The 23503-nt window shown below is 73.6% G+C and carries 18 protein-coding genes; 11 read left to right on the forward strand and 7 right to left on the reverse strand.

Annotation, left to right across the window (positions count from 1 at the left end):
• Nucleotides 1–66: 66 nt before the first annotated feature.
• Complete coding sequence (gene ileS, locus Sdia_RS11140; protein WP_189500031.1) at nucleotides 67–3210, reverse strand: isoleucine--tRNA ligase; 3144 nt, start codon at nucleotides 3208–3210, stop codon at nucleotides 67–69.
• 523 nt (nucleotides 3211–3733) lie between these two features.
• Between ileS and Sdia_RS11145 the strand changes: the two genes are divergently transcribed.
• From Sdia_RS11145 to Sdia_RS11170, 6 genes are all read left to right on the forward strand, one after another.
• The gene (locus Sdia_RS11145) at nucleotides 3734–4360 is read left to right on the forward strand and encodes a TraR/DksA family transcriptional regulator (protein ID WP_207205713.1); all 627 of its coding nucleotides are present in this window, start codon (nucleotides 3734–3736) and stop codon (nucleotides 4358–4360) included.
• A gap of 142 nt (nucleotides 4361–4502) precedes the next feature.
• Entirely contained in the window at nucleotides 4503–5111 is a 609-nt protein-coding gene (gene lspA / locus Sdia_RS11150) for a signal peptidase II (protein ID WP_100453094.1), read from the forward strand.
• Nucleotides 5112–5194: 83 nt separating this feature from the next.
• Nucleotides 5195–6139, forward strand: coding sequence for an RluA family pseudouridine synthase (locus Sdia_RS11155; RefSeq protein WP_100453095.1), 945 nt, complete (start codon nucleotides 5195–5197; stop codon nucleotides 6137–6139).
• A gap of 34 nt (nucleotides 6140–6173) precedes the next feature.
• On the forward strand, nucleotides 6174–6680 hold the full coding sequence (locus Sdia_RS11160; RefSeq protein ID WP_100453096.1) for a GNAT family N-acetyltransferase: 507 nt from the start codon (nucleotides 6174–6176) through the stop codon (nucleotides 6678–6680).
• Nucleotides 6681–6787: 107 nt separating this feature from the next.
• The gene (locus tag Sdia_RS11165) at nucleotides 6788–8374 is read left to right on the forward strand and encodes a Na+/H+ antiporter (RefSeq protein ID WP_100453097.1); all 1587 of its coding nucleotides are present in this window, start codon (nucleotides 6788–6790) and stop codon (nucleotides 8372–8374) included.
• Between the two features lie 245 nt (nucleotides 8375–8619).
• The gene (locus tag Sdia_RS11170; RefSeq protein ID WP_100453098.1) at nucleotides 8620–9189 is read left to right on the forward strand and encodes a dienelactone hydrolase family protein; all 570 of its coding nucleotides are present in this window, start codon (nucleotides 8620–8622) and stop codon (nucleotides 9187–9189) included.
• A 10-nt stretch (nucleotides 9190–9199) separates the two neighbouring features.
• Here the strand turns inward: Sdia_RS11170 and Sdia_RS11175 are convergent, their stop codons facing one another.
• The 4 genes from Sdia_RS11175 to Sdia_RS11190 all read right to left on the reverse strand — a co-directional run bounded on the left by Sdia_RS11175 (nucleotide 9200) and on the right by Sdia_RS11190 (nucleotide 14286).
• Nucleotides 9200–10816, reverse strand: a complete 1617-nt coding sequence (locus tag Sdia_RS11175) for a serine/threonine-protein kinase (RefSeq protein ID WP_189499970.1) — start codon at nucleotides 10814–10816, stop codon at nucleotides 9200–9202.
• Nucleotides 10817–10909: 93 nt separating this feature from the next.
• Complete coding sequence (locus tag Sdia_RS11180; RefSeq protein WP_100453100.1) at nucleotides 10910–12556, reverse strand: alkaline phosphatase D family protein; 1647 nt, start codon at nucleotides 12554–12556, stop codon at nucleotides 10910–10912.
• Between the two features lie 136 nt (nucleotides 12557–12692).
• Nucleotides 12693–13511: a thioredoxin domain-containing protein gene (locus tag Sdia_RS11185; protein WP_100453101.1), complete on the reverse strand. Its 819-nt coding sequence runs from the start codon at nucleotides 13509–13511 to the stop codon at nucleotides 12693–12695.
• A gap of 91 nt (nucleotides 13512–13602) precedes the next feature.
• Nucleotides 13603–14286, reverse strand: coding sequence for a hypothetical protein (locus Sdia_RS11190; RefSeq protein ID WP_100453102.1), 684 nt, complete (start codon nucleotides 14284–14286; stop codon nucleotides 13603–13605).
• A gap of 510 nt (nucleotides 14287–14796) precedes the next feature.
• Between Sdia_RS11190 and dnaE the strand changes: the two genes are divergently transcribed.
• A complete protein-coding gene (gene dnaE / locus Sdia_RS11195; RefSeq protein WP_189499971.1) occupies nucleotides 14797–18345 on the forward strand; it encodes a DNA polymerase III subunit alpha in 3549 nt (1182 codons plus the stop codon).
• A gap of 112 nt (nucleotides 18346–18457) precedes the next feature.
• Here dnaE and Sdia_RS11200 read toward each other — a convergent pair whose 3' ends face one another.
• Nucleotides 18458–18634 (reverse strand): hypothetical protein, encoded by a 177-nt coding sequence (locus tag Sdia_RS11200; protein ID WP_164494909.1) that lies wholly within the window; start codon nucleotides 18632–18634, stop codon nucleotides 18458–18460.
• Between the two features lie 239 nt (nucleotides 18635–18873).
• On the opposite strand from Sdia_RS11200, the gene Sdia_RS11205 reads away from it, so the two are divergent.
• From Sdia_RS11205 to Sdia_RS11220, 4 genes are all read left to right on the forward strand, one after another.
• Nucleotides 18874–20112, forward strand: coding sequence for an NYN domain-containing protein (locus tag Sdia_RS11205; RefSeq protein WP_189499972.1), 1239 nt, complete (start codon nucleotides 18874–18876; stop codon nucleotides 20110–20112).
• A gap of 142 nt (nucleotides 20113–20254) precedes the next feature.
• Complete coding sequence (locus Sdia_RS11210; RefSeq protein ID WP_100453105.1) at nucleotides 20255–21268, forward strand: ABC transporter ATP-binding protein; 1014 nt, start codon at nucleotides 20255–20257, stop codon at nucleotides 21266–21268.
• Between the two features lie 77 nt (nucleotides 21269–21345).
• Nucleotides 21346–22146 carry an ABC transporter permease gene (locus Sdia_RS11215; RefSeq protein WP_100453380.1) on the forward strand — a complete coding sequence of 267 codons (801 nt, stop codon included), beginning with the start codon at nucleotides 21346–21348 and terminating at the stop codon, nucleotides 22144–22146.
• 68 nt (nucleotides 22147–22214) lie between these two features.
• Nucleotides 22215–22847 (forward strand): AAA family ATPase, encoded by a 633-nt coding sequence (locus tag Sdia_RS11220; RefSeq protein WP_100453381.1) that lies wholly within the window; start codon nucleotides 22215–22217, stop codon nucleotides 22845–22847.
• A gap of 147 nt (nucleotides 22848–22994) precedes the next feature.
• On the opposite strand, the gene ybaK is transcribed toward Sdia_RS11220, so the two are convergent.
• Nucleotides 22995–23495 carry a Cys-tRNA(Pro) deacylase gene (ybaK, locus tag Sdia_RS11225; RefSeq protein ID WP_100453106.1) on the reverse strand — a complete coding sequence of 167 codons (501 nt, stop codon included), beginning with the start codon at nucleotides 23493–23495 and terminating at the stop codon, nucleotides 22995–22997.
• Nucleotides 23496–23503 lie beyond the last annotated feature (8 nt).

Consider the following 23503-nt stretch of genomic DNA (forward strand, 5'->3'; position numbering starts at 1 on the left):
GCAGAACGAAGGAGCCGGGCGGTCCTCCGAGGAGGTCCGCCCGGCTCCAAGTCCGCGGGGCGTCCGTCAGACGCGCCGCAGCCGGAAGGTGAGGGTGAGCGTCTCGTCGGTGAACGGCTCGCCGTACGCCTCGTCACCCGTGCCGGTGGCGAAGTCGGTCGCGAGGACCTCGTCGGCGATGAGCCCGGCGTGCTCACCGAGGGCCTCCGCCACCGCCGGGTCGGTGGCGGACCAGCGCAGCGCGATCCGGTCGGCGACGTCCAGGCCGCTGTTCTTGCGGGCCTCCTGGATCAGCCGGATCGCGTCGCGGGCCAGGCCCGCCCTGCGCAGCTCCTCGGTGATCTCCAGATCGAGGGCGACGGTGGCGCCGGCGTCGGAGGCGACCGACCAGCCCTCACGTGGCGTCTCGGTGACGATGACCTCCTCCGGGGACAGCTCGATCACCTCCCCGTCGACGGTGACCGAGGCGGTCCCCTCGCGGAGCGCCAGCGAGAGCGCCGCGGCGTCCGCCTGGGCGACCGCCTTGGCGACCTCCTGGACACGCTTGCCGAACCGCTTGCCCAGCGCCCGGAAGTTGGCCTTGGCCGTGGTGTCGACCAGCGAGCCGCCGACCTCCGAGAGGGACTCGACCGAGGAGACGTTCAGCTCCTCGGTGATCTGCGCACGCAGCTCGGCGGGCAGTTCGGTGAAGCCGGTGGCGCCGACCAGCGCGCGGGAGAGCGGCTGACGGGTCTTCACGCCCGACTCGGCGCGGGTGGCCCGGCCCAGCTCCACGAGCCGGCGCACCAGCGCCATGTGGCGGGACAGCTCCGGGTCGACGGCGGCCGGGTCGGCCTCGGGCCAGGCGGCGAGGTGGACCGACTCGGGGGCGTCCGGGCTGACCGGCACCACCAGGTCCTGCCAGACCCGCTCGGTGATGAACGGCACCAGCGGCGCCATCAGCCGCGTCACCGTGTCCACCACGTCGTGCAGGGTGCGCAGCGCGGCCGGGTCGCCCTGCCAGAAGCGGCGGCGCGAACGGCGGACGTACCAGTTGGAGAGGTCGTCGACGAAGGCGGAGAGGAGCTTGCCGGCGCGCTGGGTGTCGTAGCCGTCCAGCGCCTCGGTGACGCCCTCCACCAGGGTGTTCAACTCGCCCAGCAGCCAGCGGTCCAGGACGCTGCGGCCGTCCGGGGCCGGGTCGGCGGCGGACGGTGCCCAGCCGGCCGTACGGGCGTAAAGGGCCTGGAAGGCGACGGTGTTCCAGTAGGTCAGCAGGGTCTTGCGGACGACCTCCTGGATGGTGCCGTGGCCGACCCGGCGGGCCGCCCACGGCGAGCCGCCGGCCGCCATGAACCAGCGGACGGCGTCGGCGCCGTGCTGGTCCATCAGCGGGATGGGCTGGAGGATGTTGCCCAGGTGCTTGGACATCTTCCGGCCGTCCTCGGCCAGGATGTGACCCAGGCAGACGACGTTCTCGTAGCTCGACCTGTCGAAGACCAGGGTGCCGACGGCCATCAGCGTGTAGAACCAGCCGCGGGTCTGGTCGATCGCCTCGGAGATGAACTGCGCCGGGTAGCGCTGCTCGAACAGCTCCTTGTTCCGGTGCGGGTACCCCCACTGCGCGAACGGCATCGAACCCGAGTCGTACCAGGCGTCGATGACCTCCGGGACGCGGTGCGCCTCCAGTTGGCAGTCGGCGTGGGTGCAGGTGAAGGTGATCTCGTCGATGTACGGGCGGTGCGGGTCCAGCTCCGACTGGTCGGTGCCGGTCAGCTCGCTCAGCTCGGCCAGCGAGCCGACGCAGGTCAGGTGGTTCTCCTCGCAGCGCCAGACGGGCAGCGGGGTGCCCCAGTAGCGGTTGCGGGAGAGCGCCCAGTCGATGTTGTTCTCGAGCCAGTCGCCGAAGCGGCCGTGCTTGACCGAGTCCGGGAACCAGTTGGTCCGCTCGTTCTCCGCGAGCAGCCGGTCCTTGACCGCGGTGGTGCGGATGTACCAGGACGGCTGCGCGTAGTAGAGCAGCGCGGTGTGGCAGCGCCAGCAGTGCGGGTAGCTGTGCTCGTACGGCACGTGGCGGAAGAGGAGGCCGCGGGCGTCCAGGTCGGAGGTGAGCGCCTCGTCGGCCTTCTTGAAGAAGACCCCGCCGACCAGCGGCAGCTCTTCCTCGAAGGTGCCGTCGGGGCGGACCGGGTTGACCACCGGCAGGCCGTAGGAGCGGCAGACCAGGAGGTCGTCCTCACCGAAGGCGGGGGACTGGTGGACCAGACCGGTGCCGTCCTCGGTGGTGACGTACTCGGCGTTGACGACGTAGTGCGCCTCGGCCGGGAACTCCACCAGCCCGAAGGGGCGCTGGTAGCTCCAGCGTTCCATCTCGCGGCCGGTGAACGACTCGCCGGTGGTCTCCCACCCCTCGCCGAGCGCCTTCTCCAGCAGCGGTTCGGCGACGACCAGCTTCTCGGTGCCGTCGGTGGCCACCACGTACCGGACGTCCGGGTGCGAGGCCACGGCGGTGTTGGAGACCAGGGTCCACGGCGTGGTCGTCCAGACCAGCAGGGAGGCTTGGCCGGCCAGCGGGCCGGAGGTGAGCGGGAAGCGCACGAAGACCGACGGGTCGACGACCGTCTCGTACCCCTGGGCCAGCTCGTGGTCGGAGAGGCCGGTGCCGCAGCGCGGGCACCACGGGGCGACGCGGTGGTCCTGGACCAGCAGGTCCTTCTCGAAGATCTGCTTCAGCGACCACCACACCGACTGGACGTACGAGGAGTCCATGGTGCGGTAGGCGTCGTCCATGTCGACCCAGTAGCCCATGCGCGTGGTCAGCTCGGCGAAGGCGTCGGTGTGCCGGGTCACCGACTCACGGCACTTGGCGTTGAACTCGGCGATGCCGAACGCCTCGATGTCCTTCTTGCCGTTGAAACCCAGCTCCTTCTCCACCGCCAGTTCGACGGGGAGGCCGTGGCAGTCCCAGCCGGCCTTGCGGCCCACGTGGTAGCCGCGCATGGTGCGGAAGCGGGGGAAGACGTCCTTGAAGACACGGGCCTCGATGTGGTGGGCGCCGGGCATGCCGTTGGCGGTCGGCGGGCCCTCGTAGAAGACCCACTCCGGGCGGCCCTCGGACTGCTCCAGGGTCTTGGCGAAGATCTTGTTCTCGCGCCAGAAGTCGAGCACGGCGTGCTCGAGGGCGGGGAGATCCACCTGGGCGGGTACCTGGCGGTACTGGGGCGGGTTCACCGGGGGTGTCATCGACGCGCTCCTCCAACGGACTGCTGCATTCCGTCGGAGGGACGACGCCCTTGCGGACCGCCGCGGTACCACCCTCCTTGGCCTGCGCCGTCACCGGGACGGCGCCGCCCACTCATTGGGGGCGCGATGCCGGTTCTACTCACCCAGCCCGGGCTTTCCTCCGGCGGCTCCGGGGTGATCTTCACGTCGGGCGGGCCCCCGGGCTTCCACCGTCCCCGGGTCGCTCACGGCCGCTGACGACGCTACTCGTCCCCATCGTCGCTTCTCGCTCCGGCCAGTGTACGGCGCCCGGACGGCCCGGCCGACCGGGTTTCGCCGGGGGCCACGGGGAGCCGTACGGGTCTCCGGGGGCATATTCGGCCGGTGCCGGGGGCACAAAGGAGTGCGGGCGCCGAACGGCGTCCGATGGGACGGGTGCAGGGCGGCGTGCCCCGTTGCCGTCCGCCGGAAGTCGATTTATCGTCCCAGCACGACGTGCGAGCAGGTCACACCGGGTGAAGGGGCCGTCTGGATGGCGACGGAGACGACGGTGCCGGAACGCGGCGCCGACCCGGCGCACGCCGGTGCGAACGCGGGCGAGGGCGCCGCGGGCAGGACCCCGGAGAGGACGGCCGTGTCCCCGGGCAGGAGGGCCGCCGCCCCGGCGTCGGCCGACGAGACGCAGGAGGCCGGCTCCGTGGTGGCGAAGAAGACGGGTACGGCACAGGAGGCCGGGCCGGGGGCGCAGGCGCACGCCGGGGCCGAGGCTCTGGCGGTCCGGCCCGGGGAGGACCCCTGGACCGAGGCCGAGGCCGAGGAGGCCCGCGCGGGCCTGCGCGCCGACGCCGAGCGCATCCGCGCCGAGATCGACGCGTCCGGTCAGGCTCTGGCCGGGCTGATGCGGGACAGTGGCGGCGGGGCCGGGGACGACGAGGCCGACACCGGTACCAAGAACATCACCCGCGAGCACGAGCTGTCGCTGGCCGCCAACGCCCGCGAGATGCTCCGCCAGACCGAGCAGGCCCTGGTCCGGCTCGACGAGGGCACCTACGGAAGCTGTGAGAACTGCGGCAATCCGATCGGCAAGGCCCGCCTCCAGGCGTTCCCGCGGGCCACGCTCTGCGTCGACTGCAAGCAGAAGCAGGAGCGCCGGGGCTGAGACGCCCCGGCCCGGCCCCGCCGCCGGGGGCGCACTCCGGCGGCGTACGCGCCCGGGCGCTGCTCCGGGGGCGTACACGCGTCCGGACGGGAGCCTCGGTGTCGTACCCTCGGGGCATCCATCCCATCGTCGAGGGACACACGTGGCAGAGGCGGAGCGCATCATCGGTATGCCCAGCACCCCTGAAGCGCGCGAGCCGGAGCCCGCCGAACCGCCGGAGCCGGCCGAGGACGGGCAGAGCGGGGCCACCCCCGCCGTCGCGCGCGGGCCGCGCCGGATCGCCGTGCTCTTCGCCGTCGCCGTCGTCGCCTACCTGCTGGACCTCGGCAGCAAGCTGCTGGTGGTGGCGGAGCTGGAGCACCACGCGCCGATCCAGGTGCTCGGCGACTGGTTCGAACTGCGGGTCATCCGCAACGCCGGCGCCGCCTTCGGCTTCGGGGAGGCGTTCACCGTCATCTTCACGGTGATCGCCGCCTCCGTGATCGTCGTCATCGCCCGGCTGGCCCGCAAGCTGTACAGCCTGCCCTGGGCCATCGCGCTCGGACTGCTGCTCGGCGGCGCCCTCGGCAACCTCACCGACCGCGTCTTCCGCGCCCCCGGCGTCTTCGAGGGTGCCGTCGTGGACTTCCTCGCGCCGAAGAACTTCGCGGTCTTCAACCTCGCCGACTCCGCCATCGTCTGCGGCGGCATCCTGATCGTGATCCTCTCCTTCCGCGGCCTCGACCCGGACGGCACCGTCCACAAGGACTGAGGGGACCCGGTCCGTCCCGCCGCCGTCGCGCCCTGTCCGACGGCGGCGTCCGGCGCGCCGCCGCCGTCCGGCATACTCGACGGGTGAGCACGATTCCCGAGATCCGCACCCTGCCCGTGCCGGACGGCCTGGAGGGCGAGCGCGTCGACGCCGCCATCTCCCGGATGTTCGGCTTCTCCCGCACCAAGGCCGCCGAGCTGGCCGCAGCAGGCAAGGTGCTGGTCGACGGCGCCGCGGTGGGGAAGTCGGAGCGCGTGCACGGCGGCGCCTGGCTGGAGGTCGAGATGCCGGCCGCCCCCGCCCCCGTGCAGGTCGTCGCCGAGCCCGTCCAGGGCATGGAGATCGTCCACGACGACGACGACATCGTCGTCATCGTCAAGCCGGTCGGCGTCGCCGCGCACCCCAGCCCCGGCTGGACCGGCACCACCGTCATCGGCGGCCTCGCCGCCGCCGGCTACCGCATCTCCACCTCCGGCGCCGCCGAGCGCCAGGGCATCGTCCACCGCCTCGACGTCGGCACCTCGGGGCTGATGGTGGTCGCCAAGTCCGAGCGGGCCTACACGCTGCTGAAGCAGCAGTTCCGCGAGCGGACCGTCGACAAGCGCTACCACGCGCTCGTCCAGGGCCACCCCGACCCGATGAGCGGCACCATCGACGCCCCCATCGGCCGCCACCCCCAGCACGACTACAAGTGGGCCGTCACCGCCGAGGGCAAGCCCTCGGTGACCCACTACGACCTGATCGAGGCGTACCGCGCCGCCTCCCTGCTCGACATCAAGCTGGAGACCGGCCGCACCCACCAGATCCGCGTCCACATGTCGGCCCACCGCCACCCCTGCGCCGGCGACCTCACCTACGGCGCCGACCCCACCCTCGCCAAGCGGCTCGGCCTGACCCGGCAGTGGCTGCACGCGGTACGGCTCGGCTTCGAGCACCCCGCCGACGGCGGCTGGGTGGAGTACGCCAGTGAGTACCCGGCCGACCTCCGGCACGCACTGGACACGGTGCGCGCGGAGAGCGGTGCCTGACCGCCCCCGCCTTGCGTCCGAAGGAGGTCCGCGCATGAGCCGGCCCGCCCCCTCCGGCGTGCGCGTCCGCACCGCCGAGGGCCCCGCCGACCGCGAGGCGTGCTTCGCGGTCCGCAAGGAGGTCTTCGTCGCCGAGCAGGGCGTCGACGAGGCCATCGAGTACGACACCTTCGACGCCACGGACAGCGACACCGTGCACGTCCTCGCCGAGGGCCCCGACGGACCGCTCGGCACCGGCCGGCTGCTGCACGGACCCGCGGCGGCCGGGGTGACCGGCGGCGACCCGGGCACGGGTTCCCTCGGGCGGCTCGCCGTCCGCCGGGCCGCGCGGGGACTCGGCGTCGGCGTGGCCCTGGTGCGGGGACTGGAGCGGGCGGCGGCGGGGCTCGGGCTGCGCGCGGTCGACCTGCACGCCCAGACCCACGCCCTCGGCTTCTACGAGCGGCTGGGATACCAGGCGTACGGACCGGAGTTCGAGGACGCGGGTATCCCGCACCGGGCGATGCGCCGGGAGCTGGAGGCGCCCGCTCCGCGGCTCTGACCAGCGGCGGACCCTCTCCGGGCAGGGGGTCGCGCGGTGCGGCGGGGCGGCGGCGTGGCAGAGTGGGGTCGTTTTCCTGACGTACCGACCTTGCCGGAGGCCACCCTGTGGACCAGTTGGCGCTGCTGCTCCTGCTCCTGCTCGGCGCCGTGATCACGGTGCCGCTGGGGGATCGGCTGGGGCTGCCCGCCCCCGTGCTGATGACCCTCGGCGGGATCGTCCTCGCGCTGCTGCCGTTCGTCCCCAACGTCAACGTGCCACCGCAGTACATCCTCCCGCTGGTCCTGCCACCCCTGCTGTACGCGGCGGTGCAACGGACCTCCTGGCGGCAGTTCACCGCCAACTACCGGCCCATCCTGCTGCTGGCCGTCGCGCTGGTCTTCGTCACCACCGCCGCCGTGGCGGGCGTCGCCAACGCCATTGTCCCGGGGCTGCCGCTGGCCGCCGCCGTGGCGCTCGGCGCGCTGGTCGCGCCGCCCGACCCGGTCGCCGCGACCGCCGTCGCCGGACAGCTCGGGCTGCCCCGGCGCCTGGTCTCCGTGCTGGAGGGCGAGGGGCTGTTCAACGACGTCACCGCCATCGTGCTCTACCACGTGGCCATCGCCGCGGCGATCACCGGGAGCTTCTCCTGGGGCGGGGCCGTCGCCCAGTTCTTCCTGTCGGCGGCCGTCGCCGTCGCGGTCGGCCTGGCACTCGGCTGGATCAGCAAGAAGGCCATGTCGATGCTGGGCGACGCCACGCTCCAGACCGGGCTCACCCTGCTCGTGCCGTTCGCCAGCTACATCCTCGCCGAGGAGCTGCACGGCTCCGGCGTCCTCGCCGTCCTCACCACCGCGCTCCTGCTGGCGGGGACCGCCCTCGACGCCGACGACGTGCTGGGGCGCATCACCGGGCAGACCTTCTGGCACGTGGTCGACACCCTCGTCACCGGCATCGCCTTCGGCCTCATCGGCCTGGAGCTGCACACGGTCATCCGGGCCGCCGAGGGCCGCGAGGGGCAGATGATCGGCTGGGGCGTGGTCATCGTCGCCGTCGTCGTCGGCGTGCGGCTGCTCTGGCTGCTGCCGACCACCTGGCTCGCCCAGAAGATGCACGGCCTGCGCGACGAGAACGAGGAGATCCCCACCTCCTGGCGCGAGACCGTCGTCATGTGGTGGTCGGGGATGCGCGGGGTGGCCTCCGTCGCGCTGGCCCTCGCCATCCCGCTCACCACCGACGACGGGAAGCCGTTCCCGGCCCGCGACGAGATCATCTTCATCGCCTTCTGCGTGATCATGGCGACCCTGCTGGTGCAGGGGCTGACCCTGCCGTGGCTGGTGCGCAGGCTCGGGGTCAAGGCCGACACCGACGCCGAGCACAAGCTGGAGCACGACCTGGCGGTCCGGGCCGCCAAGGCCGCCCGACGGCGGCTCAAGGAGATCGAGGCCACCGAGGAACTGCCCGAGGACATCAGCGAGCGGCTGCAACGCGGCGCCCTGGACATCGGGGTCCGGATCAGCCCGGACCTGCTCGACGAGGAGCGGCGCGAGTGGTGGGTGCAGCGCGCCGAGCGGGTGGCCGCGATGTCGCGGGTCCAGCGGGAGATGATGTCCGCCGCGCGGCACGAGGTGTTGTCGGCGCGCAACGAGCCCGGGGCCGACCCCGAGGTGGTCGACCGGGTGCTGCGGCAGCTCGACGTACGGAGCCTTCGCTGAGCCGGGCGGCCGGGCCGGGCCCGGCCCGGGCCTCGCGCCGGGTACGGCCCTGACCGGGCTGCCGTTGGGGGCCTCCAGCGCCGGCCGGGCGGGGCACGGCGGGCTGACGCGGGGACTCCGGCCTGCCGCTGACGGCTCGGCGTGCCCTGCCGGGGCGCGAGTCGCCGGCCGGGAGGGGGCGACCGGCCGTCGGGCGGGGCGCCGCCCGGTGGGGTCGGGGCCGGCGGGGTGGGAGGATGACGGGTATGGAGATTTTGCTGATCCACTCCGTGTACGGGGTGCGGCCTGCGCTGGAGCAGGCGGCTGAGCGGCTGCGGGAAGCCGGGCACCAGGTGCATGTGCCCGACCTGTTCGAGGGCCTGAGCCCCGCGGACATGGAGGAGGGGCTGGCGCTGCGGGACGAGATCGGTACGGACGAGCTGCTGAAGCGGGCCGTGCGGGCCGCGGCACCGCACTCGGACAAGGGCCTGGTCTACGCCGGGTTCTCGCTGGGCGGCGCCATCGCGCAGAACCTCGCCCTCGCCGACGAGAAGGCGCGCGGCCTGGTCCTGTTCTCCGGCACCTCCGACCTGGCGGACGACGCCGACGCCGAGGACCTGCCCGTCCAGTTGCACGTCACCGAGAACGACCCCTTCGAGCCGCACGACTGGCTCAACGCGTGGTACCTGCGGATGCGGCGGGCCGGAGCCGACGTGGAGGTCTACCGCTATCCGGGCGCCGGGCACCTGTACACCGACCCGGACCTTCCGGACCACGACCCCGAGGCGGCCGAGGCCACCTGGCGGACGGTCCAGGGGTTCCTCGACTCGCTCTGACCCCAGCCGGTCACGACCGTGTGCACCGTCCCTTCGCAGAGCCCGCCGGAGGATGGCAGATGGCGTCGGCGTCGCCCCGGTCGTCGCTGAGGTAGCGGCCCACGCACTCGTTCCCGCTGGTCCGGCCCTTCTCGGCGCAGAACCGCAGGGCCGCGCGGCCGTCCTCGAACGGGCCGGGGACGTAGAAGACCCAGTAGCCGGGGCGGAGCGAGGCGTAGTCGTCGCTGCGCAGGTAGCGCGCCTCGGGCACCTCGGCGCGTACGGCGGCCAGGCGGCGGTCGCGGGTGGCGGTGCCGGTGGAGACCGGTTCGGAGAAGAGCTGGGCGATCCACGAGCCGGCGGACGGGGGCCGGGAGGCGGCCGAGGGCGACGGGCCGGCTCCGGGGTCCTCGTCGGTCCCGCCGGTGCCGTCCTCCCCGTCGTCGTCGGGGTCCGTGCCGGTGCTGCGGCCCGCGTCGGGGGAGGGCTTGCCGGCTCCGTCGCCGGCCGGGTCCCCGGTGGCGGTCGGTGCGGGGCCCGGGCCGGGCTCGGCCAGGTCGTCGTTGCGCCAGGGGCCGAGGAGCAGGGCGGTGGCGGCGACCGCCACCGCGACCAGCGCCGCGGCGGCCGCGACCAGAGCCCCCGTGGGGCGGCGGGGCGGAACGACCGCGGTGGTGGGCGTGGGGTGCGGCGGCCGGTACGGCGCGGGCGCCGGGGCGCCCGGCGGGGGAGTGCCCGGGGCGCCGGCGGGTGCGGGCGGGGCCGGACGCGCACCGGAGACGGTCGGCTCGGCCCAGGAGGGCGCGTTGCCCGAGGCGGCCTCGGCGAGGAGGCGGTCCAGGGTGGCGGCGTCGGGGCGGGCCTCGGGGTCGCGGACCAGCAGAGCGCCGAGGACGGCGGCCAGCGGGCCGGAGCGGACCGGGGGCGGCACCGGCTCGTCGAGCACGGCGGCCAGGGTGGCGAGCGTGGTGGCCCGGCGCAGCGGGCTGTGCCCCTCCACGGCGACGTAGAGGACCAGGCCCAGGGACCACAGGTCGGAGGCGGGGGCGTCGCGGCCGCGGACGCGTTCGGGGGCGATGTACTCGGGTGAGCCGATGAGGTCGCCGGTGGCGGTCAGCGCGGTGGAGCCCTGGAGCGCGGCGATGCCGAAGTCGGTGAGGACGGCGCTGGGCGGCCCGGGCACGCCGGGGTCGGCGCGGAGCAGGATGTTGGCGGGCTTCACGTCCCGGTGCTGGATGCCCGCGGCGTGCGCGGCCCGCAGCGCGGCCAGGATCTGCCGGCCGAGCACGGCCGCCTCCCGGGGGAGGAGCGGGCCGCGCTGGAGCCGGTCGGCGAGGCTCTCGCCGGGGACCAGCTCCATCACGATCCACGGGTGCGTCCCCGCCCCGGCGTCCACGGTCTGGTGGACGGTGACGACGTGCGGGTGGCTGAGCCGGGCCAGCGCGCGGGCCTCGCGCAGCACGCGCTCGCGCAGGGTGGCGGCGGCCTCGGGTCCGGTGAGCGCCGGGTCGGGCGGCCGGACCTCCTTGAGGGCCACCTCGCGGTGGAGCACCTCGTCCCGGGCCCGCCAGACCGTCCCCATGCCGCCGCTGCCGAGCGGGCCCAGCAAGGTGAAACGGCCGCCGATCATCTCCCCCGGTGCACTCATGGGCACAGCGTATAGAGCACGGGGAACGGCGGTACCGGCCCCCTTACGGAACGTCACATTCCGTAAGGGGGCGGGAACCGGCGGGCCCGCCGGTCAGGCGACCGGTGCGTCCGCCCGCTCCACCCGCTGGGTGCCGCGCCGGGTGCGGTACGAGCGGAGCCAGGAGACGGTGGCGTCCTGGTCGGACCGGTCGGAGAGCAGGTAGTAGTCCATCTGGGAGCGTTCGGCCGTCACGTCGAGGACGCCGAACCCGTGCCCGTCCATGTCGAGCCACCTCACGTGCCGGTTGGCGGCCTTCACCGCGCCCTCCGCCACCGTGGAGAGGGTGCCCGGAGCGACGTGGAGCAGGTCGTCGAGGTTGTCGGAGGTGACCGAGGTGACGACGAACTCGGTGGCCGCCGACTCCGAGAGCGGGTACGTCGCCGCGGTCACCGGCACGTCGTTGGCCCACGCCATGTGGATGTCGCCGGTGAGGAAGACGGTGTCGCGGATGCCGGCGGCGCGCAGGTGCCGGATCAGTTCGGTGCGGTCGGCGGTGTAGCCGTCCCACTGGTCGACGTTGACGGCCAGGCCCTGGGAGGGCAGGCCGAGGAGTTCGGCGAGCGGCTTCAGCAGATGGGCCGGGACGGAGCCGAAGGCGACCGGCGAGATCATCACCGAGGTGCCGACCAGCTGCCAGGCGGCCCGCGAACCGGAGAGCCCTGCCTTCAGCCAGTCGAGCTGGGCGCGCCCGGTGATGGTGCGGTCCGGCGAGTCGACCGCGCCGTCGCCGAGGGAGACCTGCTCGGAACGGAAGGAACGCAGGTCCAGCAGGTGCAGGTCGGCGAGGTCGCCGAAGCGCAGCCGCCGGAAGACGGTGCCCTCGGTGGAGGCGCGGACCGGCATCCACTCGAAGTACGCCTGCCGGGCGGCCGCCGCCCGCGCACTCCACGCGCCCTCGGCGCCGGGCGTGTGGTTCTCCGCCCCGCCCGACCACGCGTCGTTGGCGAACTCGTGGTCGTCCCAGATGGCGATGACCGGGTGCCGGGCGTGCAGCGCGGCCAGGTCGGGGTCGGTCTTGTAGGTGGCGTGGCGCAGCCGGTAGTCGGCGAGGGTGGTGATCTCGTGCGCCGGGCGGTGCGGGCGGACGGGGCGCGCCGGGTAGACGCCGGTCGCGTACTCGTAGAGGTAGTCGCCCAGGTGCAGGACGGCGTCCAGGTCGCCGCGGGCCGCGAGGTGGCGGTAGGCGGAGAACCAGCCCGCCTCCCAGTTGGCGCAGGAGACGACACCGAACCGCAGCCCGGCGGGGGTGGCGCCGGCGGCGGGGGCGGTGCGGGTGCGGCCGGCCGGGGAGACGGCCGGGCCGGCGGTGAAGCGGAACCAGTAACCGGTGGCGGGGGCCAGGCCGCGCACGTCGGCCTTGACCGTGTGGTCGGTGGCGGCGCGGGCCGTGACGGTGCCGCGCGCCACGACCGAGGAGAAGGCGGCGTCGGCGGCGACCTCCCAGCCGACCTCGGTGTCCGGGCCCGCGCCGGAGCCGGGCCGCGCCTCCTCGGTCGGGGTGACCCGGGTCCACAGCAGGACGCCGTCGGGCAGCGGGTCGCCGGAGGCCACGCCGTGCAGGAACCGCGGGGTCGCCGCCGCGGTGGCGGTGGTGGCCGCGGCCAGCGGCAGCAGGGCGCCCGTGGCCGCCGCGGCCTTGACGACGGTGCGGCGGCTGGGGGCGCCGGGGGTCTGGTGGTGCTCGCTTCGACTGGTCACGGCTGAGTACCGTAGACGTGCTTCGCTGTCCCGTACACGCCAAGACCAGCCGCGTGGGGAGAGTTCGCCCGCTCGTCGGCCGGAAGTCGCCTGCGCGCCGGGGGCGGGCCCCGCCCCCGGCGCGCAGGCGGCCGGATCAGCCCTTCAGCGCCTTGTCGACGGCGGCGTTGAACTGCTCGGGGGTCTGCGGCGCGTTGTCGCTGCCCTCGGCGGTGATCTTCTTTCCGTCCATGACCAGCGACGGGGTGCCCTTGACGTCGTCCTTGTTGTCGTCGAAGACCTTCGACATCTCCAGCGCCCACTTGTCGTAGGTGCCGTCCTCCACGTCCTTCTTGAAGGCGCTGTTGCCCTTCAGCTCCGGCACCTGGTTGGCGATCTCCAGCAGCCGGCTGTCCTTGGCGAACTCGTCCTTCGACTCCTCGGGGTGGTTCTCCACCGAGAAGAGCGCGGCCTTGTACGCCATGAACGCCTCGTCGCTGACGTTCAGCGCGGCGCCCAGCGCGCTCAGGGCGTTCTTGGACCCCTCCCCGCCGAGACCCCGGTCGAGGAAGGAGGCGCCCACGAACTGGAGCTTGTACTTGCCGTCCTTGAGGTCCTGGTCGATGGTCTCGCCGATGTTCTGCTCGAAGGAGGCGCAGACGGGGCAGCGCGGGTCCTCGTAGATCTTCAGCGTCTTGGGGGCGTCGTCCTTGCCGATGACGACGGTGGTGCCCCGGGCGCCGGCGGTGTTGGCGGGCTTGACCAGCTTCTGGTCGGCCGCCTTCTCCCAGGGGCCCGGCTCGTTGGCCTTGACCACGGCGAAACCGACGCCGCCGGCTATCGCCAGGACACCGACGACCGAACCGGCGACGATCAACTGGCGCCGCATCTTGTCCCTCTTGGCCTGCTTCTCGCGCTCGATCCGCAGCCGCTCGCGCGCCGCGCTCTTCGCCGCCTGGCTGTTCCGCTTGCTCATGGGTGTGCTCTCCGTGTGGGACGTGGCTATGGGGGTGACCGGATCATGGCCGGTGGGAGCCCCGTCGCGCCATGGCCCGGAAGGGCCGGCGTCAGACGGGGAGGGGACCGGCCGGAGGGCCCCGGCGGCCCACGCAGTGCGCGATGAGCAGCGCCGGGCGTCCGGCCGGGCCCGTCTCGGGCCCCACCCGGCCGGAACCGGGCGCCGGCGGCGCCGGGACCCGCGCCACGGCCAGCCCGAGCGGGCGGAACGCCTGCGCGGCGGCGGCCCGCAGCACCTGGGCCAGGGCCCGCTCGCCGTACCGCAGCCAGGCGGCGGCCAGCAGGCCGACGCCGACGTGTGCCCCGAGCAGCAGCCAGGCCAGCTCGGGCCGGGGGTGTGCGGAGGGCGCCTCGGCGGGCGCTCCCAGCAGCCTGGCCAAGGGCGCGCCGAGGGCGCCGCCACCGCAGAGCAGGTCGACGCCGACGGTGCGCAGGGGGCCCGCGACCGGGCCGCCCGTCGTGCCGTAGCAGACGTGCTGGCCCGCGGTGAAGACGGTGTCGGCGGCCAGCTCCAGGGGCACCAGCAGGGCCGCGATCCGGCCGAACCCGCGCTCGCGGGACGCCAGGGACCAGGCCAGGGCGAAGACGGTCGCCCCCACCAGGGCCACGGTGACCAGCGGGAGCGGGGCTCCGGAGAGAAGGACGTGGGAGGTGGTGGACAGGGTGACCGCGAGCACGGTGAACAGCGCCGCGCGCACGAGGCGCGGCGCTGTCTGGGCTATCGGGGTGTCCACCTGGGGGTCGTTTCCGTCCGGAGGGGGCGCGCCGGGGCGCGCGGGTACTCAGGCCATTGTGCCGTCGAGTGTGCCACGGCCGCCGGTAAGGGGCGCCTAAACGTCCCTCGTTCCGGGGGCCGGGCCGGTTCCCGGCGGGGCTCTCCCCGGCCGTCCCTCCCGGGGGCCGTGCCGTACCCGGTGGCCTCGGGCGCCGGCCCGGCGGCCGTTCGGCCGCGGTCCCTCCCGACCGTGCGGCCGCCGATGGCCCCGGACGCCGGCCGGGCCGGGGTGTGGCTGGGCCGCGTCCCGGTCCGGCCGACCCTGACCGCGCCGGTCAGAGTCGGCCCAGCGCCTGCCGGGCGGCGGGGTCCCGGTGTCCGAGGCCGGCCGGGTCAGGCCGGGTTCCGCGGGCAAGGCGGCGAGGCCGCGGCCGGGGGCGGCGAGGGGGTGGACGGGGCCCCGGGGTGTCGGCGGCCCCACGTAGACTCCGGAGCCGAACCCGTATCCCGCCGACGCCCCGGAGGCCACGTGTCCGCCACGTCCAAGCCGCCCTTCACGCACCTGCACGTCCACACCCAGTACTCGCTGCTGGACGGTGCCGCGCGGCTCAAGGACATGTTCGACGCGTGCAACGAGATGGGCATGACGCACATCGCCATGTCCGACCACGGCAACCTCCACGGCGCCTACGACTTCTTCCACAGCGCCCAGAAGGCCGGGGTCATCCCGATCATCGGCATCGAGGCGTACGTGGCGCCCGAGTCGCGGCGGACCAAGCGGAAGATCCAGTGGGGCCAGCCGCACCAGAAGCGGGACGACGTCTCGGGTTCCGGTGGTTACACCCACAAGACGATCTGGGCGGCCGACTCCACCGGTCTGCACAACCTCTTCAGGCTCTCCTCCGACGCGTACTCCGAGGGCTGGCTCCAGAAGTGGCCCCGGATGGACAAGGAGTCGATCTCGCAGTGGTCGCAGGGGCTGATCGCCTCCACCGGCTGCCCCTCCGGCGAGGTGCAGACCCGGCTGCGGCTGGGGCAGGAGGAGGAGGCGCTGCGGGCCGCCGCCGAGTACCAGGAGATCTTCGGCAAGGACCGGTACTTCCTGGAGCTGATGGACCACGGCATCGAGATCGAGCGCCGGGTCCGCCAGGGCCTGCTGGACATCGGCAAGAAGCTCGGCATCCCCCCGCTGGTCACCAACGACTCGCACTACACGTACTCCCACGAGTCGGTCGCCCACGACGCCCTGCTCTGCATCCAGACCGGCAAGAACCTCTCCGACCCGGACCGCTTCCGCTTCGACGGCACGGGCTACTACCTGAAGTCGACGGAGGAGATGTACGCCATCGACTCCTCCGACGCCTGGCAGGAGGGGTGCCGCAACACGCTGCTGGTCGCCGAGCAGATCGACACCACCGGCATGTTCGAGAAGCGCGACCTGATGCCGAGGTTCGACATCCCGGACGGCTTCACCGAGGTCACCTGGTTCCAGGAGGAGGTCCGTCGCGGCATGGCGCGCCGCTTCCCGGCCGGCGTCCCCGAGGACCGCCAGCGGCAGGCCGAGTACGAGATGGACGTCATCATCCAGATGGGGTTCCCGGGGTACTTCCTCGTCGTCGCCGACTTCATCATGTGGGCCAAGAACAACGGCATCGCGGTCGGCCCCGGCCGAGGCTCCGCCGCAGGTTCGATCGTCGCGTACGCCATGGGCATCACCGACCTCGACCCGATCGAGCACGGCCTGATCTTCGAGCGCTTCCTCAACCCGGAGCGCGTCTCCATGCCCGACGTCGACATCGACTTCGACGAGCGCAGGCGCGTCGAGGTCATCCGGTACGTCACGGAGAAGTACGGCGCCGACAAGGTCGCCATGATCGGCACGTACGGCAAGATCAAGGCGAAGAACGCCATCAAGGACTCGGCCCGCGTCCTCGGGTACCCGTACGCGATGGGCGACCGGCTCACCAAGGCGATGCCCGCCGACGTCCTCGGCAAGGGCATCGACCTCGACGGCATCACCAACCCGAAGCACCCGCGCTACAGCGAGGCGGGCGAGATCCGGGGGATGTACGAGAACGAGCCGGACGTGAAGAAGGTCATCGACACCGCCAAGGGCGTCGAGGGCCTGGTCCGGCAGATGGGTGTGCACGCGGCCGGCGTGATCATGTCCAGCGAGCCGATCGTCGACCACGCCCCGCTGTGGACCCGGCACACCGACGGCGTCACCATCACGCAGTGGGACTACCCGCAGTGCGAGTCGCTCGGCCTGCTGAAGATGGACTTCCTCGGCCTGCGCAACCTCACCATCATGGACGACGCGCGGAAGATGGTGGAGGCCAACAAGGGCATCGACCTCGACCTGCTCGCCCTGCCGCTGGACGACCCGAAGACCTTCGAACTCCTCTGCCGCGGTGACACCCTGGGCGTCTTCCAGTTCGACGGCGGACCCATGCGGTCCCTGCTGCGGCTGATGAAGCCCGACAACTTCGAGGACATTTCCGCCGTCTCGGCCCTGTACCGGCCGGGCCCGATGGGCATGAACTCGCACACCAACTACGCCCTGCGCAAGAACGGCCAGCAGGAGATCACCCCGATCCACCCGGAGCTGGAGGAGCCTCTCAAGGAGGTCCTGGGGCTCACCTACGGCCTCATCGTGTACCAGGAGCAGGTGCAGAAGGCCGCGCAGATCGTCGCCGGGTACTCGCTCGGCGAGGCCGACATCCTGCGCCGCGTGATGGGCAAGAAGAAGCCCGAGGAGCTGGAGAAGAACTTCGTCCTCTTCCAGGCCGGCGCCCGCAAGAACGGCTTCTCCGACGAGGCGATCCAGGCCCTCTGGGACGTGCTGGTGCCCTTCGCCGGCTACGCCTTCAACAAGGCGCACTCCTCCGCGTACGGCCTGGTCACCTACTGGACCGCCTACCTCAAGGCCAACTACCCGGCCGAGTACATGGCGGCGCTGCTCACCTCGGTCAAGGACGACAAGGACAAGTCGGCCGTCTACCTGAACGAGTGCCGGCGCATGAAGATCAAGGTGCTGCCGCCGGACGTCAACGAGTCGGTGCACAACTTCGCCGCCCAGAGCGACGACGTGATCCTCTTCGGCCTCGAAGCGGTCCGCAACGTCGGCACCAACGTGGTCGAGTCGATCATCCGCGCCCGCAAGGCGAAGGGGAAGTTCTCCTCCTTCCCCGACTACCTCGACAAGATCGAGGCCCAGGCGTGCAACAAGCGGACCACCGAGTCGCTGATCAAGGCCGGCGCCTTCGACGCGCTCGGCCACACCCGCAAGGGCCTCACCGCGCACTACGAGCCGATGATCGACAACGTGGTCCAGGTCAAGCGCAAGGAGGCCGAGGGGCAGTTCGACCTCTTCGGCGGCATGGGTGACGAGAGCGCCGACGAACCCGGTTTCGGGCTCGACGTCGAGTTCACCGAAGAGGAGTGGGACAAGACCTACCTCCTCGCCCAGGAGCGCGAGATGCTCGGCCTCTACGTCTCCGACCACCCGCTCTTCGGTCTGGAGCACGTCCTCTCCGACAAGGCCGACGCCGGGATCGGGCAGCTCACCGGCGGCGACTTCGGGGACGGCGCGGTCGTCACGGTCGGCGGCATCATCTCCGGCCTCCAGCGCAAGATGACCAAGCAGGGCAACGCCTGGGCCATCGCCACCGTCGAGGACCTCGCCGGTTCCATCGAGTGCATGTTCTTCCCCGCCACCTACCAGCTCGTCTCCACCCAACTCGTCGAGGACGCCGTCGTCTTCGTCAAGGGGCGGCTGGACAAGCGGGAGGACATCCCGCGGCTGGTCGCGATGGAGCTCCAGGTCCCCGACCTGTCCAACGCGGGCACCAACGCCCCGGTGGTCATCACCATCCCCGCCGTCAAGGTGACCCCGCCGATGGTCAGCCGCCTCGGCGAGGTGCTCGACTCCCACCGCGGCAACTCCGAGGTGCGGATCAAGCTCCAGGGTCCGCGCAAGACCACCGTCCTCCGGCTCGACCGGCACCGGGTCCAGCCCGACCCCTCGCTCTTCGGTGACCTGAAGGTGCTCCTCGGCGCCTCCTGCCTGGCCGGCTGAGTCCGGGCGGCCAGGAGCCGCGGCACCACGAGAGGGGCACACCCGCCCGGCGGGTGTGCCCCTCTCCTGTGTCGTGCTCGTCAGCTCGGCCCCAGGGGCCGTGGCCGCCGGATCAGTTGTGGCCGAACTTGCGCTGGTGCTTGCGCGCCACGTCCGCAGGGCTGCCCTGCGCCGAGGACTGGATCGAGGAGATCGCCTCGGACGACTTCTCCTTCGTCTGCTGCGAAGCGGTGTCCGCCGCCTCGCGGGTCCTACTGCCGCCCTGCTTGCGATTCTTGTTCTTGGCCATGGGGATCTGCCTCCCGAAAAGGTGTGGGTCCGGGGCCGACTCCAGATTCACACGGCGCGACACTCTGCGCATCTCGGGCAATTACCGTCCGTGAGTGGGGCGGTGCTCCCACCCGGTCCCGATGCGCCACGCCGAAGATCGAGTTCGGGCCGTTAACGCTCACCGGGTCGGGCAGACTCGAAGGAAACCCGGCACCGGGCCCCCGCCCGCCCCGGGACCGACGGAATGAGGTGGTACGCGTGGACCGCTGCGTCGTCCTGGTGGACGCCGGATACTTGCTTGGCGCCGCCGCCAGCCTGCTCGCCGGGGACCCCTCCCGCTCCCGTATCGCCGTCGACCACGCCACCCTCGTCCGGCAACTGCGCGAGCGCGCCGAGGTCGAGACGGCCCAGCCGCTGCTGCGCATCTACTGGTTCGACGGCGCCCCCGACCGCGTCCCCCAGCCCGAGCACCGCCGGCTGCGCGTCATGCCCCGCGTCACCGTCCGCCTCGGCGCCCTGACCCGCAGTGACGGGCGGTGGGCCCAGAAGGGCGTGGACGCCGCCATGCACGCCGAACTCACCGAACTCGCCCGCAACAAGGCCTGCTCCGACATCGTCCTGGTCACCGGCGACGGCGACCTGCTGCCCGGTATGACCGCCGCGAAGGAGCACGGCGTCGCCGTCCACCTCTGGGCCGTGCAGGCGGCCGGTGGCGACTACAACCAGTCCGAGGACCTGGTGGCCGAGGCCGACGAGCGCCGCCTGCTCGACCGCGCCTGGATCACCCGCGCCATCCGCGCCCGCGACACCGCCGGGAGCTGCGCCCCCCAGCCCGCCCCCGGCCCCGAGATCGCCGCCATCCTCTCCGCGCCGCTGCCCGACACCGCCACCCGCCCCGCCCGCGACTCCGAGCCCGAGCAGCCCCCGGCCCCCGCCGGGACCAACGGCACCGCGCCGGCGAGCGCACCTCACCCCCGGGCCGTCCCCACCCCCAAGGACCTGGCCGCCCTGCGCGCCGCCGACCGGGCCGTCCCCGCCAGGGAGCAGCCCGCCACCGCCACCCTGCGCTGGTCCTCCGACAAGGGCCTCGTCGAACGCCCCGGTGCCGCCGACTCGCCCGACGACACCGTACTGCCCACCCTCGCCCAGCTCACCACCGCCGAGCAGCGGTGGGCCGACCGCGAGGAGGACATCACCACCGTCGGCGGCGACCCCTTCGAGGTCGGCCAGGTCTTCGCCCGCCGCTGGCTCGGCCGCCTCGGCGACCGTTCCCTGCTGCCGCGCCTCGCCGCCCTCTACCCGCGCATCCCGCACCGCGTCGACGGCGAGCTGCTGCGCTACGCGGCCCGGTTCGGGCTCCTCGCCCACAAGGACGACCAGATCGACGAACACGACCGGTACGCGATCCGGGCCGGGTTCTGGCGCGAGATCGACCTTCCCGCCAACGGCGAACCGGCCGCCCAGCAGCCCCTCGACCACGCCCGCCCGCCGACCTGACGGCACCGCCGCGCCGGTCAGCGCCGCGCACCGCCGCCGAGCCCCGTCCGGGGCCGCCGGACAGCGCTCGCCGCCCGACACGGCAGCCCGGACCCGGGCACAAAGCAGGCAACGCGACCCCGTAGGCTCGTCCCTCGTGAGCATGGACCGCACGGACTCCGCACCCGCCCCCGAGGGGGAAGCCGTCTGCGTCGTGCGGGACCTCGTGAAGACGTATCCGGCGACCCGGGGCAGACGCGGCGCCCCCGCGAACCCGGAGGTGCGCGCCACCGACCACATCGACCTCGACGTGCGGGGCGGTGAGATCTTCGGCCTGCTCGGGCCCAACGGCGCGGGCAAGTCCACCCTCGTCCGGCAGCTCACCGGGCTCATGCGCCCCGACTCCGGCACGGTCCGCATCCTCGGCCACGACGTCGTCCGCCACCCCGAGCGGGCCGCCCGGCTCCTCGCCTACCTCGGCCAGGAGTCCACCGCCCTGGACGAGCTGACCGTCGCCCTCGCCGCCGAGACCACCGCCCGGCTGCGCGGCCTCGACGCCGCCTCCGCCCGCGCCCAGCGTGACGCCGTCCTCGACGAACTCGGCCTCGGCCCGCTCGCCTCCCGGCCGCTGAAGAAGCTCTCCGGCGGACAGCGCCGGCTCGCCTGCTTCGCCACCGCCCTGGTCGGCAGCAGGCCCCTGCTGGTCCTGGACGAGCCCACCACCGGCATGGACCCGGTCGCCCGCCGCGCCGTCTGGGCCGCCGTCGACCGGCGCCGGGCCGAGGAGGGCACCACGGTGCTGCTCGTCACCCACAACGTCATCGAGGCCGAGACGGTCCTCGACCGGGTCGCCGTCCTCGAACAGGGCCGCGTCATCGCCTGCGACACCCCTTCCGGGCTCAAGAGCCGGGTCGCCCACGAGGTCCGGCTCGACCTGTTGTGGCGCGAGCGGCCGCCGCTCGACGTCCCCGAGGTGGCCGCCCTGCGGGACTCGGCCGCCGAGTCCGGCCGCCGCTGGGTGCTGCGCCTGGCGCCCGACGAGGCACGCGCCGCCGTGGCCGCTGTGACCGGCGGCTCGGCCTTCGCGGCACTGGACGACTTCACCCTGGCCACGCCGAGCCTGGAAGACGTCTACCTGGCACTCGGCGGCAGCGGAACGGGACTGGTGAAGACATGACAGGCGGCCCCGCGACCCCCACGACCGACCGCCGGGCCGCCGCGCCCGGCCGCGCCGCCCACGGAACGGGACCCGGCATGAGCACCACCGCCCCCACGGCCGCCCCCCGGGCCGTCGCCGCCCCCGCCACGCTCGCCCCCCGGGCCCGGCTGCTGCCCTCCCTCTCCGCCGTCTACCGGGCGCAGCTCTCCCGGGCCCGGGTCGCCCGCATTCCGCTGCTCTTCGTCGCGACCTTCCAGTCCGTCGGCATCATGATCCTCATGCGCGGCGTCGTCGACGGCGGCACCGAGGCGCACGCCGTCGTGGCCGGTTCCAGTGTCCTCGTCGTCGCCTTCGTCGCCCTCAACCTGCTCGCCCAGTACTTCGGGCAGCTGCGCGCCGGCGGCGGCCTCGACCACTACGCGACGCTGCCGGTGCCGCCCGCCGCCGTCGTCCTCGGAGCCGCCGGGGCGTATGCCTCCTTCACCGTGCCCGGGACCCTGGTCACCGCGCTGGTCGGCTGCGTCCTCTTCCAGTTGCCGCTGGCCCAGCTGTGGGTGCTGATCGCGGTCATCCCGCTCGCCGGCGCCGCCCTCTCCGGCCTCGGCGCCGCCCTCGGCCTGCTCGCCCCGCGCCCGGAGCTGGCCACCCTCCTCGGCCAGCTCGGCATGTCCGCCGCGCTGCTGCTCGGCGTGCTCCCGCCCGAGCGGCTGCCCGCCCTGCTGGTCCTCGCCCGCGACCTGCTGCCCTCCACCTACGGCGTGGAGGCCTTCGCGCGGACGTTCGCGCCGCACCCCGACTGGGCGGCGGTCCTCGTCGACCTCGGGGTCTGCGCGGGCGTCGGCGCGGTCTCGCTGACCCTCGCCACGTGGGCGTACCGCCGGGCCGCCGTCCGCTGAGCGCCCGCCGCCCCACGATCGGACCTCCCGGCCCGCGCCCGCCCGGCCGGGCCTGGCACGATGTCCGGGTGACCGCACCGCTGAACCAGCCCCCGCCGCCGCACGGACGCCCCGGGTACGACCCGTGGCAGCTCCCCGAGGGGGCGTACCCGGCCCACCCCGGTCCGGTCCGGGACGAACCGCTGAGCCATGAGATCCGCCGGGCCGCGCTGACCGCCCTCGCCGTGGCCCTCCTCGGTCTGCTGCTCGGCTTCCTCTGGTCCCGGCTGGCCCCGCACGTCCCGCTGGTCTCCGACGGCGAGGCCGTCTACCTCAGGGACACCGAGGGCGAGCAGGCCATCGGCGCCGACGGCACCTTCGCCCTCCTCGCACTCGCCTTCGGCGCGGTCAGCGGCGTCGCCGCCTTCCTCGTCCACCGCGCGGGCGGCATCCTCCTGGTCTGCGGCCTCGCCCTCGGCTCCCTCGGTGGTGCCGCCGTGGCCTGGCGGTTCGGCATGGCGCTCGGCCCGGACGGCGACGTCGCCGGCCACGCCCGGGACGCCGGGCAGGGAGTCCCCTTCGACGCCCCACTGGAACTGGGGGCCCTCGGCGTACTGGTCGCCTGGCCCCTCGCGGCCCTCCTGGTGCACCTGGGACTGACCGCGCTGTTCGGTCCCCGGGAGGAGCAGAAGGACGTCCACTGGCAGCAGGCCGAGGGCTGACCGGCTTCGCGCCCCTTGCCTCCGCCCGCCGCGGGCTGCCTGTCGCGATCACCGGTACCGGCGCCGGGGGCTCGGCGCACCCGGGCCGCCCGGTACGCCCACCGTCGTCTCGGCCGGGTGCCGCCGCGGGCGCACGGAGCGCCCCGGTCAGGCCGGCCGGGCGATCCGTGCCGTGACCGCGCCGGTCAGGCCGGCCAGGGTCCCCGGTGCCAGTTCCACCTCCAGGCCCCGGCGGCCCGCCGACACGCAGATCGTGGTGTGGTCGGTGGCTGAGGCGTCCAGCACGGTCGGCAGGGATCTGCGCTGGCCGAGGGGGGAGATGCCGCCGCGCACGTAGCCCGTGGCGCGTTCGGCGGCGGCCGGGTCGGCCATGGTGGCGCGTTTGCCGCCGGCGGCGGCGGCGAGGGCCTTCAGGTCGAGGGTGCCGGCGACGGGGACCACGGCGACGGTGAGGCGCCCGTCGACCTCGGCGAGGAGGGTCTTGAAGACGCGGTCGGGGGAGACGCCCAGGGCCTCGGCGGCCTCCTCTCCGTAGGAGGGGTGCGCCGGGTCGTGGGCGTAGGCGTGCGTGGTGTACGCGGCGCCGGCGGCCTTCAGGGCGACGGTGGCGGGGGTGCCACCGGACTGCTTCTTCTGCTTCCTGGCCATGAGGTGCC

The sequence above is a fragment of the Streptomyces diastaticus subsp. diastaticus genome (assembly GCF_011170125.1).
Taxonomy (GTDB): Bacteria; Actinomycetota; Actinomycetes; order Streptomycetales; family Streptomycetaceae; genus Streptomyces; species Streptomyces diastaticus.

What these genes read in the sequence shown, in the direction of transcription:
- Sdia_RS11145 (WP_207205713.1), top strand. Translation starts at nt 3,734, where the DNA reads ATGGCGACGGAGACGACGGTGCCGGAACGCGGCGCCGACCCGGCGCAC.
- Sdia_RS11175 (WP_189499970.1), bottom strand. Translation starts at nt 10,816, where the DNA reads ATGAGTGCACCGGGGGAGATGATCGGCGGCCGTTTCACCTTGCTGGGC.
- Sdia_RS11215 (WP_100453380.1), top strand. Translation starts at nt 21,346, where the DNA reads ATGAGCACCACCGCCCCCACGGCCGCCCCCCGGGCCGTCGCCGCCCCC.
- Sdia_RS11170 (WP_100453098.1), top strand. Translation starts at nt 8,620, where the DNA reads ATGGAGATTTTGCTGATCCACTCCGTGTACGGGGTGCGGCCTGCGCTG.
- Sdia_RS11210 (WP_100453105.1), top strand. Translation starts at nt 20,255, where the DNA reads ATGGACCGCACGGACTCCGCACCCGCCCCCGAGGGGGAAGCCGTCTGC.
- Sdia_RS11185 (WP_100453101.1), bottom strand. Translation starts at nt 13,511, where the DNA reads ATGAGCAAGCGGAACAGCCAGGCGGCGAAGAGCGCGGCGCGCGAGCGG.
- Sdia_RS11160 (WP_100453096.1), top strand. Translation starts at nt 6,174, where the DNA reads ATGAGCCGGCCCGCCCCCTCCGGCGTGCGCGTCCGCACCGCCGAGGGC.
- ybaK (WP_100453106.1), bottom strand. Translation starts at nt 23,495, where the DNA reads ATGGCCAGGAAGCAGAAGAAGCAGTCCGGTGGCACCCCCGCCACCGTC.
- Sdia_RS11200 (WP_164494909.1), bottom strand. Translation starts at nt 18,634, where the DNA reads ATGGCCAAGAACAAGAATCGCAAGCAGGGCGGCAGTAGGACCCGCGAG.